Annotated in this window: 13 protein-coding genes; 11 read left to right on the forward strand and 2 right to left on the reverse strand. The window is 58.1% G+C overall.

Annotation, left to right across the window (positions count from 1 at the left end; all coding sequences use genetic code 11):
* Positions 1–11 precede the first annotated feature (11 nt).
* The 6 genes from BLU78_RS03830 to nagA are packed head-to-tail and all read left to right on the forward strand — an operon-like array spanning position 12 to position 8312.
* A complete protein-coding gene (locus BLU78_RS03830) occupies positions 12–2012 on the forward strand; it encodes a hypothetical protein (RefSeq protein ID WP_010263160.1) in 2001 nt (666 codons plus the stop codon).
* Positions 2013–2025: 13 nt separating this feature from the next.
* Positions 2026–3798 carry a pectate lyase family protein gene (locus tag BLU78_RS03835; RefSeq protein ID WP_231290859.1) on the forward strand — a complete coding sequence of 591 codons (1773 nt, stop codon included), beginning with the start codon at positions 2026–2028 and terminating at the stop codon, positions 3796–3798.
* Positions 3799–3827: 29 nt separating this feature from the next.
* Positions 3828–4592 carry a glucosamine-6-phosphate deaminase gene (locus BLU78_RS03840; protein WP_010263153.1) on the forward strand — a complete coding sequence of 255 codons (765 nt, stop codon included), beginning with the start codon at positions 3828–3830 and terminating at the stop codon, positions 4590–4592.
* A gap of 17 nt (positions 4593–4609) precedes the next feature.
* The gene (locus BLU78_RS03845) at positions 4610–5581 is read left to right on the forward strand and encodes a hypothetical protein (protein ID WP_010263151.1); all 972 of its coding nucleotides are present in this window, start codon (positions 4610–4612) and stop codon (positions 5579–5581) included.
* A gap of 12 nt (positions 5582–5593) precedes the next feature.
* A complete protein-coding gene (locus tag BLU78_RS03850; protein ID WP_026020753.1) occupies positions 5594–7060 on the forward strand; it encodes an MFS transporter in 1467 nt (488 codons plus the stop codon).
* Position 7061: 1 nt separating this feature from the next.
* The gene (nagA, locus tag BLU78_RS03855) at positions 7062–8312 is read left to right on the forward strand and encodes an N-acetylglucosamine-6-phosphate deacetylase (protein WP_010263143.1); all 1251 of its coding nucleotides are present in this window, start codon (positions 7062–7064) and stop codon (positions 8310–8312) included.
* A 75-nt stretch (positions 8313–8387) separates the two neighbouring features.
* Here nagA and BLU78_RS03860 read toward each other — a convergent pair whose 3' ends face one another.
* Complete coding sequence (locus tag BLU78_RS03860; RefSeq protein WP_010263140.1) at positions 8388–10565, reverse strand: glutamine synthetase III family protein; 2178 nt, start codon at positions 10563–10565, stop codon at positions 8388–8390.
* A gap of 586 nt (positions 10566–11151) precedes the next feature.
* On the opposite strand from BLU78_RS03860, the gene BLU78_RS03865 reads away from it, so the two are divergent.
* The 5 genes from BLU78_RS03865 to BLU78_RS03880 all read left to right on the forward strand — a co-directional run bounded on the left by BLU78_RS03865 (position 11152) and on the right by BLU78_RS03880 (position 17886).
* Positions 11152–12999 (forward strand): methylmalonyl-CoA mutase family protein, encoded by a 1848-nt coding sequence (locus BLU78_RS03865; protein ID WP_010263137.1) that lies wholly within the window; start codon positions 11152–11154, stop codon positions 12997–12999.
* Between the two features lie 2 nt (positions 13000–13001).
* Positions 13002–15140 carry a methylmalonyl-CoA mutase gene (gene scpA / locus BLU78_RS03870; RefSeq protein ID WP_026020751.1) on the forward strand — a complete coding sequence of 713 codons (2139 nt, stop codon included), beginning with the start codon at positions 13002–13004 and terminating at the stop codon, positions 15138–15140.
* Between the two features lie 122 nt (positions 15141–15262).
* Positions 15263–16801, forward strand: coding sequence for a hypothetical protein (locus BLU78_RS13960; protein WP_143029353.1), 1539 nt, complete (start codon positions 15263–15265; stop codon positions 16799–16801).
* A gap of 21 nt (positions 16802–16822) precedes the next feature.
* A complete protein-coding gene (locus BLU78_RS13965) occupies positions 16823–17170 on the forward strand; it encodes a hypothetical protein (protein ID WP_143029354.1) in 348 nt (115 codons plus the stop codon).
* Between the two features lie 155 nt (positions 17171–17325).
* Positions 17326–17886, forward strand: a complete 561-nt coding sequence (locus BLU78_RS03880) for a hypothetical protein (protein ID WP_010263133.1) — start codon at positions 17326–17328, stop codon at positions 17884–17886.
* Positions 17887–17955: 69 nt separating this feature from the next.
* Here the strand turns inward: BLU78_RS03880 and BLU78_RS03885 are convergent, their stop codons facing one another.
* A complete protein-coding gene (locus BLU78_RS03885; protein ID WP_010263131.1) occupies positions 17956–19098 on the reverse strand; it encodes an iron-containing alcohol dehydrogenase in 1143 nt (380 codons plus the stop codon).
* Between the last annotated feature and the right edge of the window lie 130 nt (positions 19099–19228).

The following is a 19228-nucleotide window of genomic DNA, read 5'->3' on the forward strand; positions in this document are numbered from 1 at the left end:
TGCGACCAACCATGAAAAACGCCATCCATATCCTGAAACTTTTCGCCGCCTGCGCGCTGACGGCAGGGTCCGGTGCCTGCCAAGATGCCGGCATCGAGGTTTACGACGCCTCGCTGAGCAGCCTGCTGCGGCCTTCCGCAGTGACGGCCGTCGCCGCCGATTCCGAACACATCAACGTATCGTGGCGCGGCACGGCCGACTCGTACCGGCTCGAATACGCCCTGAATGAAGATTTCGAGGGCGACGTTTCCGTCGCCGAACCCATCGAAGGCAATCAATACACCGTCGGAGAACTTACGGAAGCCACAAGCTACTATTTCCGTGTGATGGGCCTTTCGGACAAAACAGGCGTCTCGTCGTCGGAATATTCCGCCGTCGTAACCGCCCGGACGTTCACCGAGCCCAAGATTCCCAACGTCAAAGCCACCTCGGAAATGATCTACACCATCACGCCGTGGTCCATCACCTGCACCGTGACGATGACCTGGGGCGATGCGGAAACAGAGCCCGAAGCCATCAACGAAATACGCGCCACACCGACCGAAGGCGGCGAAGCGCTTCTCTTCCCCGTCTCGGAAGAGGAGGCCGCGGCACAGCGGATCGCCTTCAGCGAGGGCGTGCTCACCGACACGGAATACACGCTGGAGCTCTACGCCGGGAAGAAGATGCGCGGTTCGTGCACGCACCGCACCGTTCCCGGTCCCACACCAGCCCTCTACGCCTCGGCGCAGCCCGACTTCACGACCGACCCCGTGAGCGCTCTGGCGGAGATTCGCTGGGAACTCTATTACATCGCACCCGAGGAGGTTTCCGAAATCGTCCTCACACGCCAGGGCTCCGAAACGCCCGAACGGCGGATTCCCATTACGGCGGCCGAAATCTCCGCAGGTTCGACGACGGTGACCGGCCTCGCTCCCGGCGCCGAATACACCGCCGCGCTGAACGCCAAAGACGGGAAGCAGATCGCCGCGACAACATTCCCGACCCCGGAAGCTCCCGGGCAGGACGTATTCATCGCACGTCCGGGCGACGACCTGGCGGCGATCATCAGCGCACCCGACCGTCAGTACGAGACCGTCTACCTCGTGGCGGGCGAATACACGGTAACGGCGGACGCAGTCATCCCCATCGCCCGCAATCTGGAACTCTACTCTGACGATCCGGCACGCACGACGATCACCATGACCAAGAACTTCCAGCCCGAAGGAACCTTGGAGCGAATCGTATTGCGCAACCTTCGCATCGAATGTCCGACCTACCTGATGCAGGCGAGAAGCGATTACGACATCGCACTGCTCCGCATCGACAATTGCATCGTCGATCTCAACTCCAAATCCACGACTGCTTCGACGATCTTCAACACGACGAAAGGCACGGCCACCGGACAGATGTTGCACCAATACGAAGTGGTCAACTCCATTGTCTTCTCCAACGCGGGACAGACGCAGAACATCGTCTACGGTTCGGCATCGGGCAGCATCGGCGAGTTCGAAAAGATCGTCATGCGCAATTCGACCTTCTCCAACTGCGCCCGCGGTCTGATCTATGTGACCAATACGGCCGACTGCGCCTACGAGGTCATCGTCGATAACTGTACGCTCTACAATGTCGGAGCAGCCGGAAGCAACGCACTGATCGACATCCGCATGGCGGGTACGACGAACGCATCCAGACGCAAAATCGCACTGCGCAACTCGGTGATGTGGTTCGGCGGCACGAAGGGATACCAGATACTCCGTTTCGCCGGCTCCAAAGAGGGGCAATACGTTCCCAAAGAACAGATCGACTGCTCGAACTTCTGGTATTTCGCCTCGCAGACTCCGACCTTCGGATCGAGCGTCTACAACATCGCCGACCGGATGACCGCCTACGACGGTGCCCCCGCCGGCCTGTGGCAGAACCCCATGGCCGACCCCTCGGCCGCCGGAGCCTCCTTCCGCATCAAGGACCCCGCGGTACGCGCCGCACAGGAGAACAACGAAACCACTCTCGGCGATCCCCGCTGGGAATAATATGCACGAAACGATGAAACGCATTTTCACTACAGCCGTCGTCTGTCTGCTCGCTGCATGCGGCGACAGCGAAGAATTGCAGAACGATACCCTCCTGAACGCCACACGCAACGAGCAGGCCGTCTTCGAAGCGGTCGAAGGAACCACGGTGCGGCTCGAAGATTACCTGTGCGTCACGGGAGGCACCCCGCCGTACAGCTACGCCTCTTCGTTGCAAGGAGGATTCCACTCCACGCTCGAACGCACCGTTCCTTCCGCAGAGCGCACGCCCGCCGAATACGGCATCTGGGTCTGCGACAGCGAAGGCCGGCAGACGAAAAAACCGGTGGTGATCTCGCTCCGCATTCACCCTGCCGCCGAGGATCGCACTCCGGCCTTCCCCGGCGCCGAGGGCGGCGGCCGATATGCCTCGGGCGGACGCGGCGGAAAGATCTACTACGTAACCAACCTCCTCGACGCCTATCCGACACCGCCCGAAGGGTCGCTGCGCTGGGCGCTCACGCAGCCCGGACCCAAAATCGTGATGTTCAAGGTTTCGGGAACCATTCCGCTCGTTGCGAAACTCAACCTCCGAAACGACGGGGCATTCGCCGGACAGGGCCTCAACGTCACCATAGCGGGCGAAACCGCTCCGGGCGACGGCATCTGCCTGAAAAACTGGCCGCTGTCGATCTTTTACGCAGAGAATGTCATCGTCCGATTCCTGCGCTTCCGGCTCGGAGACGAGGTCGACACCGGGGCGGGACAAGATGCCTGCGAGGTACAGGCCAGCACAGGCGTCATTCTCGACCACTGCTCGATGAGTTGGAGCGTCGATGAGTGCGGTTCATTCTACCGCAACCGCAACTTCACGCTCCAATGGTGCATCCTCACCGAAAGTTTGCGCCTGTCAGTCCACGAGAAAGGAACTCCGCACGGATACGGCGGTATCTGGGGCGGCCGCGACGCATCGTTCCACCACAACCTCATCTCGCGCCACGACAGCCGCAACCCGCGTTTCGATTCCACGATAAGTTACACCGAAACCACTCCCATCGCATCATGGAGAGGCAACGTCGATTTCCGCAACAACGTCGTGTACGGCTGGGGAGGCGAGGTCGCTTACGGAGGCGACGGCGGACACTTCAACATGCTGAACAATTACTACAAGGAAGGTCCACACTCGCCTGCGCGCAACCGTTTCCTGACGGCCTATGCCGTAGCAGGCACCGCGACGACGGCCTTTCCCGAAGTGCATATCGACGGCAACCGCTATGTAACCCGCACAGGCACGGGACTGACCCGTATCGAGGAGAACAACCATAGCGGAATCGTCTGGTCCGGAGCCGGCGGCGAGGGGATACCCGCTCCTCCGGGCCGCGTTCCGGAATTCCCCATCAGCGGCACGAAGCGCCACACGACCACGCAGAGCGCCGACGAAGCGTTCAGCTCGGTCCTCGAAAGTGCCGGAGCCTGGCCCCGCGACAAGGTAGACCTGCGGGCGGCGACCGACGCCCGCGACGGGACCGCGACGGGATACGTCGCCGGAGCCAATCCGAGCAAAACGGGATTGATCGACTCTCCGTCGCAGATCGGAGGATACCCCGTCTACGAAACGGCCGAAGCTCCCGTGGACAGCGACGGCGACGGGATGCCCGACATCTGGGAACGCGCCTGCGGACTCAACCCCGCCGACCCGGCCGACGGATCGCAGTACAGCCTCTCCGAGACATATACCAACGTAGAAGTCTATCTGCACGAATGCGCCGCGGCACTGCTCCGAGAGAAACGCATCAACGAAAAATAAACGATAAATTCATTAAACTATTCAACGACATGGTAACCCGACTGACCAAAGGAAGACTCAAAGTAACGATCTCCGAAACCCGCGCCGAACTGGGCGAGGTGGCCGCCCGCGAAGTGGCCGCCTACATCCGTTCGCTGCTGGAAACCAAATCCGAAGTGAACATCATCTTCGCTTCGGCCCCCTCTCAGAACGAATTTCTCCAAAACCTGCTGTCTTACGACATCGACTGGCCGCGCGTCAATGCGTTCCACATGGACGAGTACATCGGCATCGACCCCTGCGCCCCGCAGGCGTTCGGACAGTTCCTTCGCGACCGCATTTTTTCGAAAAAGAATTTCAAATCGGTGAACTACATCGACCCGAAGGCCGCCGACCCGGCCGCCGAGTGCGAACGCTACGCCTCGCTGCTCAGGCAGATGCCCGCCGACATCGTGTTCCTGGGCATCGGCGAGAACGGCCACCTGGCCTTCAACGACCCCCACGTGGCATTCTTCGACGATCCGCTCACGGTCAAGACCGTCGACCTGGCCCCGACGTGCATCCGCCAGCAGATCAACGACGGCTGCTTCAAGACCCTCGAAGAGGTCCCGACGCACGCCTACACCATCACCATTCCCGAACTGCTGTTCGTGAAGAAACTCTACGCCATCGTGCCCACCATCGCCAAGGCCAACGCCATCAAGGGTACGTGTGACGGCCCGATCGTCACGGCTTGTCCGGCATCGATCCTGCGCACGCACCGCGACTGCACGCTCTATGTGGACCGCGACAGCGCTTCGCTCATCAGCAAGTAACCCGAAAAGGCGCAAAAATGAAGAATTTATTTATAACTTGCATCTGTGCGCTGCTGGCGCTCCCGGCCGGAGCAGCCACCCGCCGCATCGCCGGGGGCGACGACCTGGGGCGGGCGGTCCGCACACTCAAAGACAACGACACGCTCGTGGTCGCGGCAGGCAGCTACGTCGTCGAAGGCACACTGCCCGTGAAGCGAAACACGGTCATCGTGGGTGAAGCGGGGACACGTCCCCGCATCGCCGTGGGATCGTTCCGGATCGGCACGGGAGCCCGGCACCTCGTACTGCGCGGACTCGACCTGACGCTCGGCACCAAATACCTCGTCGACACCCCCTCGGAAGGGAGTGTGGAGATCGAACTGGTCGCTATCGAGAGATGCACGGTGGACCTGGGCGGCGACACGGGGGCCGGGCTGGTCGGCAGCCGCACCTCCGGCACGGCGCGCAACCGCATCGGGGAGATTCGCGTCGAGGACTGCGTGGTCTTCAACGGCGGTTTCCCGCAGCATTTCGTCTACTCGGCAGCCAGCACGTCGCAGACCGCGGTGGAAAAAATCCGCCTCAGCGACAGCACCTTCGCCGATATGGCCCGGGGAGCCGTGGCGGCCAACGCCGCCATGAAGACCCGGATCGAGATCGAACGCTGCACGTTCTACGACATCAACCGTTCGGACAACAAGGCCGGCACGATCCGGCTGAGCAATGCCACGGCCGACATACAGATAACGAAGTCGGTCTTCACCTTCGCGGGTCCCGCCAGCCGTTTCATCATCGCGGGTCCCGGCAGCAAGGTCGCGGTGGAGAACTCCTGGGCGACAGGCGAGCTGACCTCGATACCCGGAGCACGGGGACTGAAAATGCTTCCGGCAAAGGCCTCCGAAGCATACGAAGCGCCCGCCCGCAATCCGCTCGCGGAAGGCGTCTCGCTGCGTCTGCGCGAAAACAAGGCGCCCGGTTCGGAGATCGGGGACCCGAGATGGAACAAATAAAATAGCAGAAATATGAAAGTCAATGGATTAAGATGGGTCATACTGAGCCTTATCATGCTCGTTTCCATCATCAACTACCTCGACCGCGGTACGCTCAACTACATGTGGGTCGCCAACACCAAAAGTGAATATCCGGCCGACAGGGCGGTTTTCGACGCCGCAAACGGCACGTATACCCTGACCGCCGAGGACGGCTCAACGATCTCCGCTCCCGCCGACCGCGTTGCGGAACAGGCCGACGGCAGCTATGTCTACACCTCCGTAGGCGGCATCGCCGCCGAGCTGGGCATCCTCGACCCCGCCATGCCGGAGGCCGAATTCAAGGCGCAGTCGAAGAAAATGCTCGCCGACATCACGATCTTCTTCATGATCGCCTACGGACTGAGCCAGCTCTTTTCCGGAAAGCTCTACGACCGCATCGGAACACGCCGCGGATTCGCCTTCTCGGCACTGCTGTGGGGCGCGGCAGACGCCTTCACGGCCTTCGCCGCGGGATTCAAGTCGCTCACCGCGTTCCGTTTCATGCTCGGACTGGGCGAAGCGGGCCCGTGGCCCGGCACGACCAAGTCCAACGCCGAATGGTTCCCGACCAAGGAACGTGCGCTGGCCCAGGGGTTGTTCAACGCCTCGACATCGGTAGGGTCGATCCTCGCCCCGATCGTCATTTCGTTCCTCTATCTCGCATTCGGCTGGAAAGCCACCTTCGCCGTCGTGGGTTCGCTGGCCGTGATTTGGATCATCCCGTGGCTCTGGGTGAACAAGAAAGGTCCCAAGGAACATCCCTGGATTACCGACAAGGAGCGCGATTACATTCTCTCCGGCCAGCCCGAGGGGCACAAGACCGAACCCTGCCGCTGCAAGAGCTGGGGCGAACTGCTGCGCGAGCGGAAAAACTACGCGCTGATCGTGGGGCGTTTCTTCATCGACCCGGTCTGGTGGATCTTCGTAACCTTCATTCCCATCTACCTGATCGAGGTCTTCAACCTCGACATCCGCGAAGTGGCCATGTCGGCCTGGGTTCCTTACGTGGGTGCAGCCATCGGAGCCTTCGCCGGAGGGTGGTTCTCCGGACTGCTGCAAAAACGCGGACGCTCGCTCAACTTCGCCCGCAAATGCTCGATGATCGTCGGCGTGTGCATCGCCCTGCCGGGCGTCGTGGGAGCCACGATGGCCTCCTCGGCGACTTTCGCCGTGGTGATGATGGCCCTGATCCTGGGCGGCTACCAATTCGTGCAGTCCAACCTGATGACCCTGGCCGCCGACTTCCACTACGGCCGCACGGTCGGTTCGCTGGCCGGTCTGGGCGGTGCGGCGGCGGTGTTGGGAACCATCCTCGCAATGATCGTCGTGCCGATGATAACCCGTGCAGGCTGGGCGCCGTTCTTCCTCTTCGGCGGCCTGCTCTTCCCCATATCGATCCTTGCCGTGTTCCTGTTCGGCGGTCACATTCAGAATATCGACGAAGAAAAACAGCAATAGCATGAAAACCTTACTTCCCATTTTCGGAGCGCTGGCCTGCTGTCTTCCCGCAGCCGCCGAGACAACCCACCGCGTGAAGATCATCAACGCCGCGGTGGTGATGCCTTCCAAAGTCGTGGAAAACGCGACGATCCTGATCGAAAACGGCCGTATCGCAGCCGTCGGAACCGACCTCGGAGAAGCTTTCGAAGGCGCAGAGATCATCGACGCGGCAGGCCGTTACGCCGCCCCGGGCTTTATCGACGTACACTGCCACGGCGGCGGCGGCCACGACTTCTCGGACGGCACGGTCGAGGCCATGCTCGGCGCTGCCGAAATGCATGCGCAGCACGGTACGACGCTGATCTACCCCACCACCGCTTCGTGCTCCAACGCGACTCTTTTCAGCCTGTTCGACACCTACCGCAAAGCCGTGAAGAAAAATACCCGCGGCGCGGCGTTCGGCGGCATCCACATCGAGGGCGGCTACCTCTCGATGGAGATGAAGGGCGGTCAGGACCCGCGCTACATCAAGAATCCCACGCCGGAGGACTACAACGCCATTCTCGCCAAAGGCGGCGACCTGATCGCCCGCTGGACCTTCGCCCCCGAACTGCCGGGCAGCGACGCGCTGATCGGCGAACTCGCACGCCGCGGCATTCAGATGTCGATGGGCCACACTTCGGCGCTCTATGACGAGGCCGTCAGCGCCTACGACGCCGGCATGAGCAGCATCACCCATTTTTACTCGATGTGCTCGGGCGTCACGCGCCGCAACGCGCTGCGCTACGCCGGCGTGATCGAGGCAGGGTACCTGCTCGACGGCCTCTATGTGGAGACCATCGGCGACGGCATCCACCTGCCCGAACCGCTGCTCCGACTGATCTGGAAAGTGAAGGGTCCCGACCGCATCGTCGGCATTACGGACGCCATGCGCGGCGCGGGAATGCCCGACGGTCCCACCGTTCTGGGGAGCATCGACGACGGCGTCCCGGCCATCATCGAGGACGGCGTGGCGAAACTACCCGACCGCAGCTCGTTCGCCGGCTCGGTCTGCACGACGGACCGTGTCGTGCGCAGCTACGTGACCAAAACGGGCGCTTCACTGCCCGAAGCGGTGCAGGTGGTGACCCTCTCCCCGGCGCGTCTGATGCACATCGACGACCGCAAAGGCTCGGTCACCCCGGGCAAAGACGCCGACATCGTGCTGTTCGACAAAGATATAAACATCACGCTGACGATGATCGGCGGAAAAGTCGTCTACCGGAAATAACCTCCGGCAACAAGCGAAAAACCGGGAACACTCCTTACGGAATGTTCCCGGTTTTTCTATGCCATAATCCCCCGGTCAGCGAAGGAAAAGCAGCTCGCGGTATTTCGGCAGCGGCCAGATCTGGTCGTCGACGATCTCCTCCAGCTTGTCGATGTGGCGGCGGATCTCGTCGAAGCAGACGGCCACGGTGTCGTGGTAGGCGATCGCCTTCGCGCGCGGGTCCTCGATCTTGTTGGCGACCTTGCGGGCGTCGATCATCTCGCCCGTGAGCCGCTGAATTTCGGCCGTATGATTCTGTATTTTTTTGATGAGCCGGATATCAGACGAACCATCCAGCCCCCCGATCTGCGCCATCTTATAAACTTTGTCGAGCAGCTGCGCCTCGTATTTCGACGCAATCGGCACGATGTGGTTCATCGCCAGATCGCCCAGCACACGCCCCTCGATCTGGATCTTCTTGGTGTAGGTCTCCCACTTCACTTCGGTGCGGGCTTCGAGCTCGACCTTCGTAAAGACGCCCATATCGCTGAACATCTTCACGCTCTCCTTGTCGATGTAGCGGTCGAACATCAGCGGCGTCGAGGTCTCGCAGTCCAGTCCGCGCCGCTTCGCCTCGGCCTTCCATTCGTCGGAATAACCGTTGCCGTCGAAACGGATGGCTTTGCAGGCCTTAATCATCTGTTTGAGCACCTCGTAAATGGCCTTCTCCTTCTTGACCCCGGCCTCGATCTTGGCATCCACGGCCTTCCGGAACTCCGTAAGCTCGCTGGCCATCGCCGTGTTGAGCACGATCATCGCCTCGGCGCAGTTGTCCGACGAACCCACGGCGCGGAACTCGAAACGATTGCCCGTGAAGGCGAACGGCGAGGTGCGGTTGCGGTCGGTGTTGTCGAGCAGCAGCGTCGGGATGTGCGAGATGCCGCTCATTTTGAAGACGTTCTTGGCGTCGAAACGGATGGCGTCGTCGCCCTTCGAAGCGGCCAGCTTGTCCAGCACGGCCGAAACCTGTGTGCCGAGGAAGGTCGAGATGATGGCCGGAGGCGCCTCGTTGGCCCCCAGACGGTGAGCGTTCGTGGCGCTCATGATCGACGCTTTCAGCAGGCCGTTGTGCTTGTACACGGCCGAAATGGCGTTGACCAGGAAGGTGATGAACTGCAGGTTCTCCGAAGCGGTCTTGCCCGGACCCAGCAGGTTCACCCCCGTATCGGTGCCCAGCGACCAGTTGTTGTGTTTGCCCGATCCGTTGATGCCTTTGAAGGGCTTCTCGTGGAGCAGCACCCGGAACTGGTGGCGGCGGGAAATCTTGTCCATGACGGTCATCAACAGCTGGTTGTGGTCATTGGCCAGATTGGCCTCCTCATAGACCGGAGCCAGCTCGAACTGATTGGGAGCCACCTCGTTGTGACGGGTTTTGACGGGGATGCCCAGCTTCAGGCACTCGTATTCGAGGTCTTTCATGAAAGACATCACGCGGCTCGGGATGGCCCCGAAATAGTGGTCCTCCAACTGCTGATTCTTGGCCGACTCGTGCCCCATCAGCGTGCGGCCCGTAAGCATCAGGTCGGGACGCACGGCCCAAAGGCTCTCGTCGACCAGAAAATACTCCTGCTCCCAGCCCAGGTAACAGAAGACCTTCTGGACGTTCTTGTCGAAGTAACGGCATACTTCCGTGGCGGCCTTGTCCACAGCCGTCAGCGAGCGCAGCAGGGGCACTTTATAATCAAGGGCCTCGCCCGTGTAGGCGATGAAAACGGTCGGGATGCAGAGCGTCGTGTCGACGATGAAGGCCGGCGATGCAGGGTCCCAGGCCGAGTAACCGCGCGCCTCGAAAGTGTTGCGAATGCCGCCGTTGGGGAACGACGAGGCATCGGGCTCCTGCTGCACGAGCAGTTTTCCCGAAAACTCCTCCAGAACGCCGCCGAATCCGTCCGGTTCGGCAAAGGCGTCGTGCTTCTCGGCCGTACCGCCCGTCAGGGGTTGGAACCAGTGGGTGTAGTGGTCTGCACCGTGCTCCAGCGCCCATTGGCGCATGCCTGCGGCGATGCTGTCCGCAATTTCGCGCGTGAGCGGCGTACGGTTGTCCATCGTGTCGAGCAGCGCCGCGTAAGTCTTCTTGTCGAGGTACTTACGCATGGCTGCGCGTCCGAATACCTTCTCTCCGAAGTAGTCCGAAGGACGTCCCTCGGGGGCTTTGACCTCCACGGCGGTATGATTTATCGCCGCGTCGACCATCTTAAACCTGAGTAATGACATAATTTAGAGGAATTTTGGGGGTTCGAAAAAACCGCGCGGGGAAGTTCCAAACAATTGCAAACTAAAACCTAACCTAAAATTCAAGCGGATGACTGCCTCCCGGCAGGGTCCACCGACCTAACTAACCTTGGGATCACTTCCCCGCGACGGCATGTTTTCTGTTCTGGTGACAAATGTACGAATATTATCGTTACGTTGTTTTTACAAAATCACTATTTTTTCGAAAAACAGTCGATTTTTCCAGCATTTTTCCGAAAAACAAGGCCATTTTTCCGACAACACCCCTATTTTTTCAGTCATTTTTCAGAAAACAGCCCCATTTTTTCACCGAATGACCAAAAATCACAAATTTCGATTTTTCCGAAAATAGAGGATATTTTGAACTAATTTTCAACTATAATTCCACTACCAACGGATTCCCGGCCGCCGGGGTCCGGCAAATGGCGCCGCCGGCAAAAAACACAAAATCCCCGGAACACTGTTATTTTCATAACAATTTCTTGTTACAATTCGGTAATTAATTTGTACCTTTATGCGCTATTTCGAAACAAAAAGAAACATCACTCATACTAATCTCTAAATAGTTATGGCAATTTCCAAACGTGAAAAGCTGTTCACCGAGTTCCCGCCGGTCCCGACCGAGAAATGGGAAGAGGTGATTACAGCCGACCTGAAAGGTGCCGATTACGAGCGCAAACTGGTGTGGCGCACGGGCGAAGGCTTCAATGTCCGCCCCTACTACCGCGCCGAGAACCTCGAAGGCATCCGGTTTCTGGGCTCGCAGGCAGGCGAGTTCCCGTTCGTGAGAGGTACGCGTACCCACAACCGCTGGCGCGTGCATCAGACTATCGAGGTGCAGTTCCCGAAGAAGGCTAACGCCGAAGCGCTGCAACTCCTCAACTCGGGCGTCGACTCGCTCGGCTTCTGCATCACCAAAGAGGGCTTCATGGCCGGCGACATCGACCAACTGCTCGCAGGAATCGAAATCCCGGCTGTCGAGATCACCTTCTGCGGCATGAAGACGGCCAACATGGCCGATCTGGTGATCGCCAAACTCGAAAGGGAGGGCATCGCCGCCGACGCACACGTGGCGTTCGTGATCGACCCGCTCGTGAAGGGCCTCTCGCAGAAGGGCGACTTCTGCTCGCCCGACGGCGAAAAGTGCTTCGCCAAGATCGCCTCGCTGATCGAGCGGACCCGCGAGTACAAGCACATCCGCATCGTGACCGTCTCGGCCGGCATCTTCTCGAACGCCGGATCGACCATCGTCGAGGAGCTGGCATTCGCCCTCTCGGCCGGTAACGACTACCTCGCGCGTCTGACCGACGCCGGGATCGACGCCGACACGGCAGCCCGCAAACTGCGCTTCTCGTTCTCGGTGACCTCGAACTACTTCATGGAGATCGCCAAGTTCCGTGCGGCACGCATGCTCTGGGCCAACATCGTCAAAGAGTACAACCCCGCGAAGAACTGCGCCTGCAAAATGATGATCCACGCCCGCACCGCAGACTGGAACCAGACCGTTTACGACCCCTATGTGAATATGCTCCGCGGCACCACCGAGGCCATGTCGGCCACCATCGCCGGCGTGCATTCGCTCGAGGTGACGCCGTTCGACGCCGCATTCGAAGACCCCACGGAGTTCTCGAAGCGCATCGCCCGCAACGTCGAGCTGCTGCTCAAAAACGAGTCGCACTTCGACCAGGTGGTAGACCCCGCCGGCGGTTCGTACTATATCGAGAACCTCACGCAGTCGATCGCCGCCGAGGCATGGAAGCTCTTCCTCGAACTCGAGGAGAAGGGCGGCTACACCGCGGCTTACAAGGCCGGCTTCATCAAGGAGCGCATCGCCGCTTCGGCCGCCGCCAAGGACAAGGCCATCGCAACGCGCCGCCAGACGTTGCTCGGCGCCAACCAGTATCCCAACTTCACGGAGGTTGCCGACAAGGCGATCACCGCCGAGGCCGTGACGCGCAAACAGGCCGAGGGCAACACGCTGGCACCCTACCGCGGCGCCATGGCCTTCGAGGAGATGCGTCTCCACGTCGACCGCTCGGGCCGTCAGCCCAAAGCGTTCATGCTCACCTGCGGAAGCCTGGCAATGGCCCGCGCCCGCGCCCAGTTCTCGTGCAACTTCTTCGGCTGCGCCGGTATCCGGGTGCAGGACAACACGTTCTTCAAATCGGTCGAGGAGGGCGCGAAAGCCGCCCTCGAGTCGAAAGCCGAGATCGTGGTGGTATGCGCCGCCGACGACGACTACGCCGAGGTTGCCCCGAAAGTCAAGGAGCTGCTCGGTGGCAAAGCGATCCTCGTGGTCGCAGGAGCCCCCGCCTGCATGCCCGAACTCGAGGCACAGGGCATCACGAACTTCATCAACGTGAAGTCGAACGTCCTGGAAACCCTGAAGTTTTACCTTAAAGAGATGGGAATTTGATTATGAGACCGAATTTTTCTGAATTGAAATACGAAGCGGGCGCACAGAAAAGCTGCTGCGCCTCGAAAGGCTGCGGCCAGGTAGAGCCGTGGCTGACGGCCGAACAGATCCCCGTCAAGGGCGTCTACACGGCCGAGGACCTCGAGGGCATGGAGCACCTGAACTATGCAGCAGGTATCGCCCCGTTCCTGCGCGGTCCCTACTCGACGATGTACGTGATGCGCCCGTGGACGGTGCGTCAATATGCCGGTTTCTCGACGGCTGCCGAATCCAACGCCTTCTACCGCCGTAACCTCGCGGCCGGACAGAAAGGTCTGTCGGTGGCCTTCGACCTCGCCACGCACCGCGGCTACGACGCCGACCACCCGCGCGTGGTGGGCGACGTGGGCAAGGCCGGCGTGTCGATCTGCTCGGTGGAGGACATGAAGGTGCTCTTCGACGGCATTCCGCTCGACCGGATGTCGGTGTCGATGACCATGAACGGCGCCGTGCTGCCCGTGCTGGCCTTCTACATCGTCACGGGTCTGGAGCAGGGCTGTACGCTCGACCAGTTGGCCGGTACGATCCAGAACGACATCCTCAAGGAGTTCATGGTGCGTAACACCTATATTTATCCGCCCGAGTTCTCGATGCGCATCATCGCCGACATCTTCGAATACACGTCGAAGAACATGCCCAAGTTCAACTCGATCTCGATCTCGGGTTACCACATGCAGGAGGCCGGCGCCACGAACGACATCGAGCTGGCCTACACGCTGGCCGACGGTCTGGAGTACCTCCGTGCAGGCGTCAACGCAGGCATGTCGGTCGACACGTTCGCACCGCGCCTGTCGTTCTTCTGGGCCATCGGCATGAACCACTTCATGGAGATCGCCAAGATGCGCGCCGCGCGTATGCTGTGGGCCAAGATCGTCAAGCAGTTCGATCCCAAGAACCCCAAATCGCTGGCCCTGCGTACCCACTCGCAGACCTCGGGCTGGTCGCTCACCGAACAAGACCCGTTCAACAACGTGGCCCGCACGGCCATCGAGGCCATGGGCGCCGCCCTGGGACACACCCAATCGCTGCACACCAACGCACTGGACGAGGCCATCGCCCTGCCGACGGACTTCTCGGCACGTATTGCACGTAACACGCAGATTTACATTCAGGAGGAGACCAACATCTGCCGCGAGGTAGACCCGTGGGCAGGTTCCTACTACGTGGAGACGCTGACCAACGAGATCGCACACAAGGCTTGGGATCTCATCCAGGAGGTCGAGAAGCTGGGCGGTATGGCCAAGGCCATCGAGACCGGCATTCCGAAAATGCGCATCGAGGAGGCTTCGGCCCGCAAACAGGCCCGCATCGACTCCGGCGAGGAGAAGATCATCGGCATCAACGAATACCGTCTGGAAAAGGAGGCCCCGATCGACATTCTCGCCGTGGACAATACGGCCGTACGCGAGAGCCAGATCAAACGTCTGAAGGAGCTGCGCGCCAACCGCGACGAAGCAGCCGTGCAGAAGGCGCTGGCCGCCATCACCGAATGTGTGAAGACCAAGCAGGGCAACCTGCTGGAGCTGGCCGTCGAGGCCGCCAAGGTCCGCGCATCGCTGGGTGAGATCTCCGACGCCTGCGAAGTCGTCGTAGGCCGCTACAAAGCAGTTATCCGTTCCATCTCAGGTGTATACTCTTCAGAAGTGAAAAACGACAAATCCTTCGAGCGCGCCAAGGAGCTGTGCGCCGAATTCGCCAAGAAAGAGGGCCGTCAGCCGCGCGTGATGATCGCCAAGCTGGGCCAGGACGGACACGACCGCGGTGCCAAGGTCGTAGCCACGGGTTACGCCGACATCGGCTTCGACGTCGACATGGGCCCGCTGTTCCAGACCCCCGAGGAGGCCGCCAAGCAGGCCGTCGAGAATGACGTGCATGTAGTCGGCGTATCGTCGCTGGCCGCCGGCCACCTGACGCTCGTACCGCAGATCATCGCCGAGCTGAAGAAGCTGGGCCGCGAGGACATCATCGTCATCGTGGGCGGTGTGATCCCCCACCAGGACTACGACGAGCTGTACCGCGACGGCGCCGCCGCCATCTTCGGCCCCGGCACGCCGATCTCCACGGCAGCTATCAAGATCCTCGAAATCCTGCTCGCCGACTAAATCCCGGCAACAAATCGGAAAAGCCTCTGCATGTGCAGAGGCTTTTTTTGGCTATTTAACTTTTCTATATCAAAAATATTGGTATATTTGTAAACCATCATTTTCCTTTAAAAATACCCGCCATGAGAAAAATCAAACATATTGGCCTATTTTTGGGAATACTTTTTACAATTTCATCCTGCCAATCAGAAAATGCATCTGAGAATGCATTTCTTTCAAACATCTCTAAAACAAGAGCTTATCTCCCGGTAGAATTCGATTGGGCTAACATCGACTGGATGCCTACTCCACCGGGACAGGCAAGAATTCCATCACCGTGGATGGGCGCCGGGAGTATTGTTTCAAATTACGGGACTGACATCGCCAATGACCGCTTCAAATCCGATGGCTGGGAGTTAGTATACAACACCTTTGATCCTAATGCAGAGCGTCTGTCCAATCCCTATTTTGTCCTTTATAACAAATATAGAGGTACTCTACGCTTCTTCCTGTATGTAACAACGCCGTTCGTCGTTCCTTCATCTTATGTAATGGATGGCATTTCAATTAACTCAGCCACGCCGACATCATTATTATGCTTTTTAGGGAAAGAAATTGTTGATGCAACGAAGAATGAAACACAATATTCTCAAATACAACATATGCCATATGACGGTTCCAGTCCTTTGGCAACAGAAAAATGGCATATGATCCAATATGAGTTGGCATACGATCCCAATCTATCATCCACATCCAATGACTTGTCGTTTTCTATTTATCTAAAATATTGTAACATACAAACAATAAACTTGGGCGGCACCATAGAAGGAACAATTCGAGGTACAATCGGAGCAGCAAGTTCATCTAACTTATTTTCCGATCTCAAAAAAGGTGCAGAAACTATAGGAACTGGAATATTAGCTGGTATCGGAACCAATTTCATAGCGAAAAATGAAACCAATGCCAATACCGGAGAAAACCTATTAGGTCTAAGAAAAGAGGTTTTCAAATCGATTTCTACTGGAATAAAAAGTGCACTAACAGGTTCTATCAAAGACTTACCCAATTCACTATTTAAAGGCCTCAGTGCTATTTTTGGAAGCCAAAACAATCAACCGATACCTGTAAATCTACAATTCGAATCAACGATTTCTTTGAAAGGGACTATTTCAGAAGAAGGGGCTCTTCCTGTTTCATCATTTGCTTTTTGGATTCCGGGAACAAATATTGCCCCTCATGCCGCAGGACAAATACCGTTATATAATAAACCTCTCGGTATCCTGAATTTTGATGGATGCCCCAAAGTCGAGCCCATATTAATGTACGAAATTATTGGGCCTGTCAATCCAAACGAAGCGTCAGAATACGAGGCCAGTTATAAAGTTTCCGCCAGATACAAATCTAATTTGGCTCAATACCTAATTGTAAATCCAGAAGTTCGAGAAATCGCTGATGTCACAATAAAAAAGCAGGAGTTAGTTCGTATTGACAATGGCTATACCATATGTTCATCCAACTCATTCTATATCGGATTGGAAAATTATCGACATGAACCGATAAACGGACCTCACAAATACCCTGATTTGGCAGTCCGATTCACAATAGAAGTACAGCCTAAAAACGGCGATTCACCCGCTGTCATTATCAAAACCTTCAAAATAAATTCGAAAAAAGAAATCTAAGATTTATTAAAGCTTATAATTATGAAAACATTTTTGAAGATCGGTTTATGCCTGCTGCTGGCCGCGGGATTCACAGCCTGCGAAAAAGACGAAACGCCTACGACAGGGCGAGTGAAAGTATCCTGCAAAAGTTCAGACGGATTGAAATCCTTTATTATTTATACCGATGTAGAACCACCCAAAAATATCATTTACTCAAAACATAATCCAAGAGAAGATTTTTCAGTGGATTTCAATCCGGGAAACTACATTTATACATTCGTCAAATCCTCCGGCACCAGTACCGGTCTGGTAAATTTTCAAATTAGGGCAGGGCGTACCACAAAAATTTCCTACAACAACGGATCTCCGACGATCGATTACGAATAGTAAAATTGGCCCTCGCAATCTCTTGCTCACTGAGTCCCCTCAGCGATAATTAATAACTTATTGCCCGTACGGTCCGAAAAATTGTCGAAAAAGTTGCCGCAAAAGCCGGTAATTCCTATATTTGTGCGACTAAACGCCTTTTTACTATTCAAATTATGAAGAAACTTTTCTGCACGGCCCTCTTCGGGCTGTTTCTCGGCGGTATTTCCGCACAAACACCCCAGATTGCCGAACCCGATTTCATCGGCGAGGTCGTCACCATCCTGCCCGACGGCAGCAGTTCCAAACTCGAAAAAGAGACCGTCCTGCTCCGCACACGGGCGAATGCCAGCGCCCAGATCTTCGGCATCGGCAAGGCCAAGACGAAACTCATCATCGACACTCCCGAAGCAGCCGTCCGTCTCAAAGGCGATGATGACATCCGCTTTATCGTCAAGGCCGTGGACAACGCAACCGACCCGATCTCGATCATCAACGTCTTCCGGTTCGAGACCAACAAGAAGAAACGCCTCGCCGAATTGTCCTCGGTGAGCTCGTTCGGCAGCGTGAAAGCCAACAAACTGGAGCGGCTCCGCTTCTCGGCTGAAAAATACGGCGAGAAATCCTACCTGCTGACGCTGATCGACAAACCCGCCGGAGAATACGGCATCACGGTCAGCAACCCGAACAGCCTCGACGAAAAAGGGACTATCGTCTCGACCTTCGCCATTGAATAAACATTCCGTCCAACAAAAATCCCCGCGGCCTCATCGACTGCGGGGATTTTCTTATGCGACATAGCGCCGTCAGAGGCAGGCTTCGAGAATCCGCCGGGCCATGGCGCCGTCGACATTCCCCTCCTCGCCGTAGTTCCAGCCCCCGGCGTTGAAGCGCCGCTCAACCTCGGCAATGGTCTGCTCGCCGATGCCCTCCTCCGAAAGCCGCGTCGAGAGCCCCAGCGAACGGAAAAACGCCTCGTTGGCCGCAATCGTGCGGTCGATGCGCTCCTCCTCCGTACCTCCGGTAATGCCCCATATACGCTCACCGTATTGCAGCAGCTTGCCGCGCTTCTGCTCCCGAAGGACGCGCAGCGTACCGTTGATGACGATAGCCAGCGTCGCACCGTGCGTCAGGCCGTGCAATGCCGTGATTTCGTGACCGATCATGTGCGTCGCCCAGTCCTCCCGGACGCCCATGCGGATCATGTCGTTCAGCGCCAGCGTCGCCGAAAGCATATATTCCGACATCACGTCGTAATCGGGATTGTCGGACAGCGCTTCGGGTGCGATTTCGCTCACCGTATGCAGGATGCCTTCGGCCCAGCGGTCCATCAGGCGCGACTGCCCGGGCGTGGTGAGATACTGCTCCAGAACGTGCACGAACGTATCCGAAAGGCCGCAGGCGACCTGCCGCTTGGGAAGCGAGTAGAGCACCTCGGGATCGAGGATCGAGAAGAGCGGATAGCTGCCCGAGAAGGGATATTTCTCCCTGGTCTCATAGCGCGAGATCACAGCGCCGGAGTTCATCTCGGAACCCGTCGCCGAAATGGTCAGCACCGTTGCCAGGGGGACGGTCTTCTCGGCACGCCCCCGGAGCACGATCTCCCAGGCATCGCCGTCGTAGAGCAGTCCCGCCGCAATGAGCTTCGTGCCGTCGATCACCGAACCACCGCCCACGGCCAGCAGAAAATCGACCTTTTGTTCCTTGCCCAGCGCAATGGCTTTACGAAGGGTCTCGACCGAGGGATTCGGCTCGATACCCCAGAACTCGACGAAATCGCGTCCTTCGAGCGCCCGGACGACCTGGTCGTAGACTCCGTTGCTTTTGACGCTGCCGCCGCCGAAAGTGATCATGATGCGCTTATCTGCGGGAATGAGTTTCGGCAGGCGGGCGATCTGGCCCCTGCCGAAAACCAACTTGGTAGGATTGTGATAGATGAAATTGTTCATGGCGAATGTATTTAGCTGAGACAAAGATAGTGAAAAGACCTATGGAAGCAAAACCGAACCGCGCCGGATCGAACGAACTTCCGGAGCAGGTTTCGTACTGACGAAGTCCGCCCCGAACGGGATATACTCA

This window comes from Alistipes timonensis JC136, assembly GCF_900107675.1.
In the GTDB taxonomy this organism is placed as follows: domain Bacteria; phylum Bacteroidota; class Bacteroidia; order Bacteroidales; family Rikenellaceae; genus Alistipes; species Alistipes timonensis.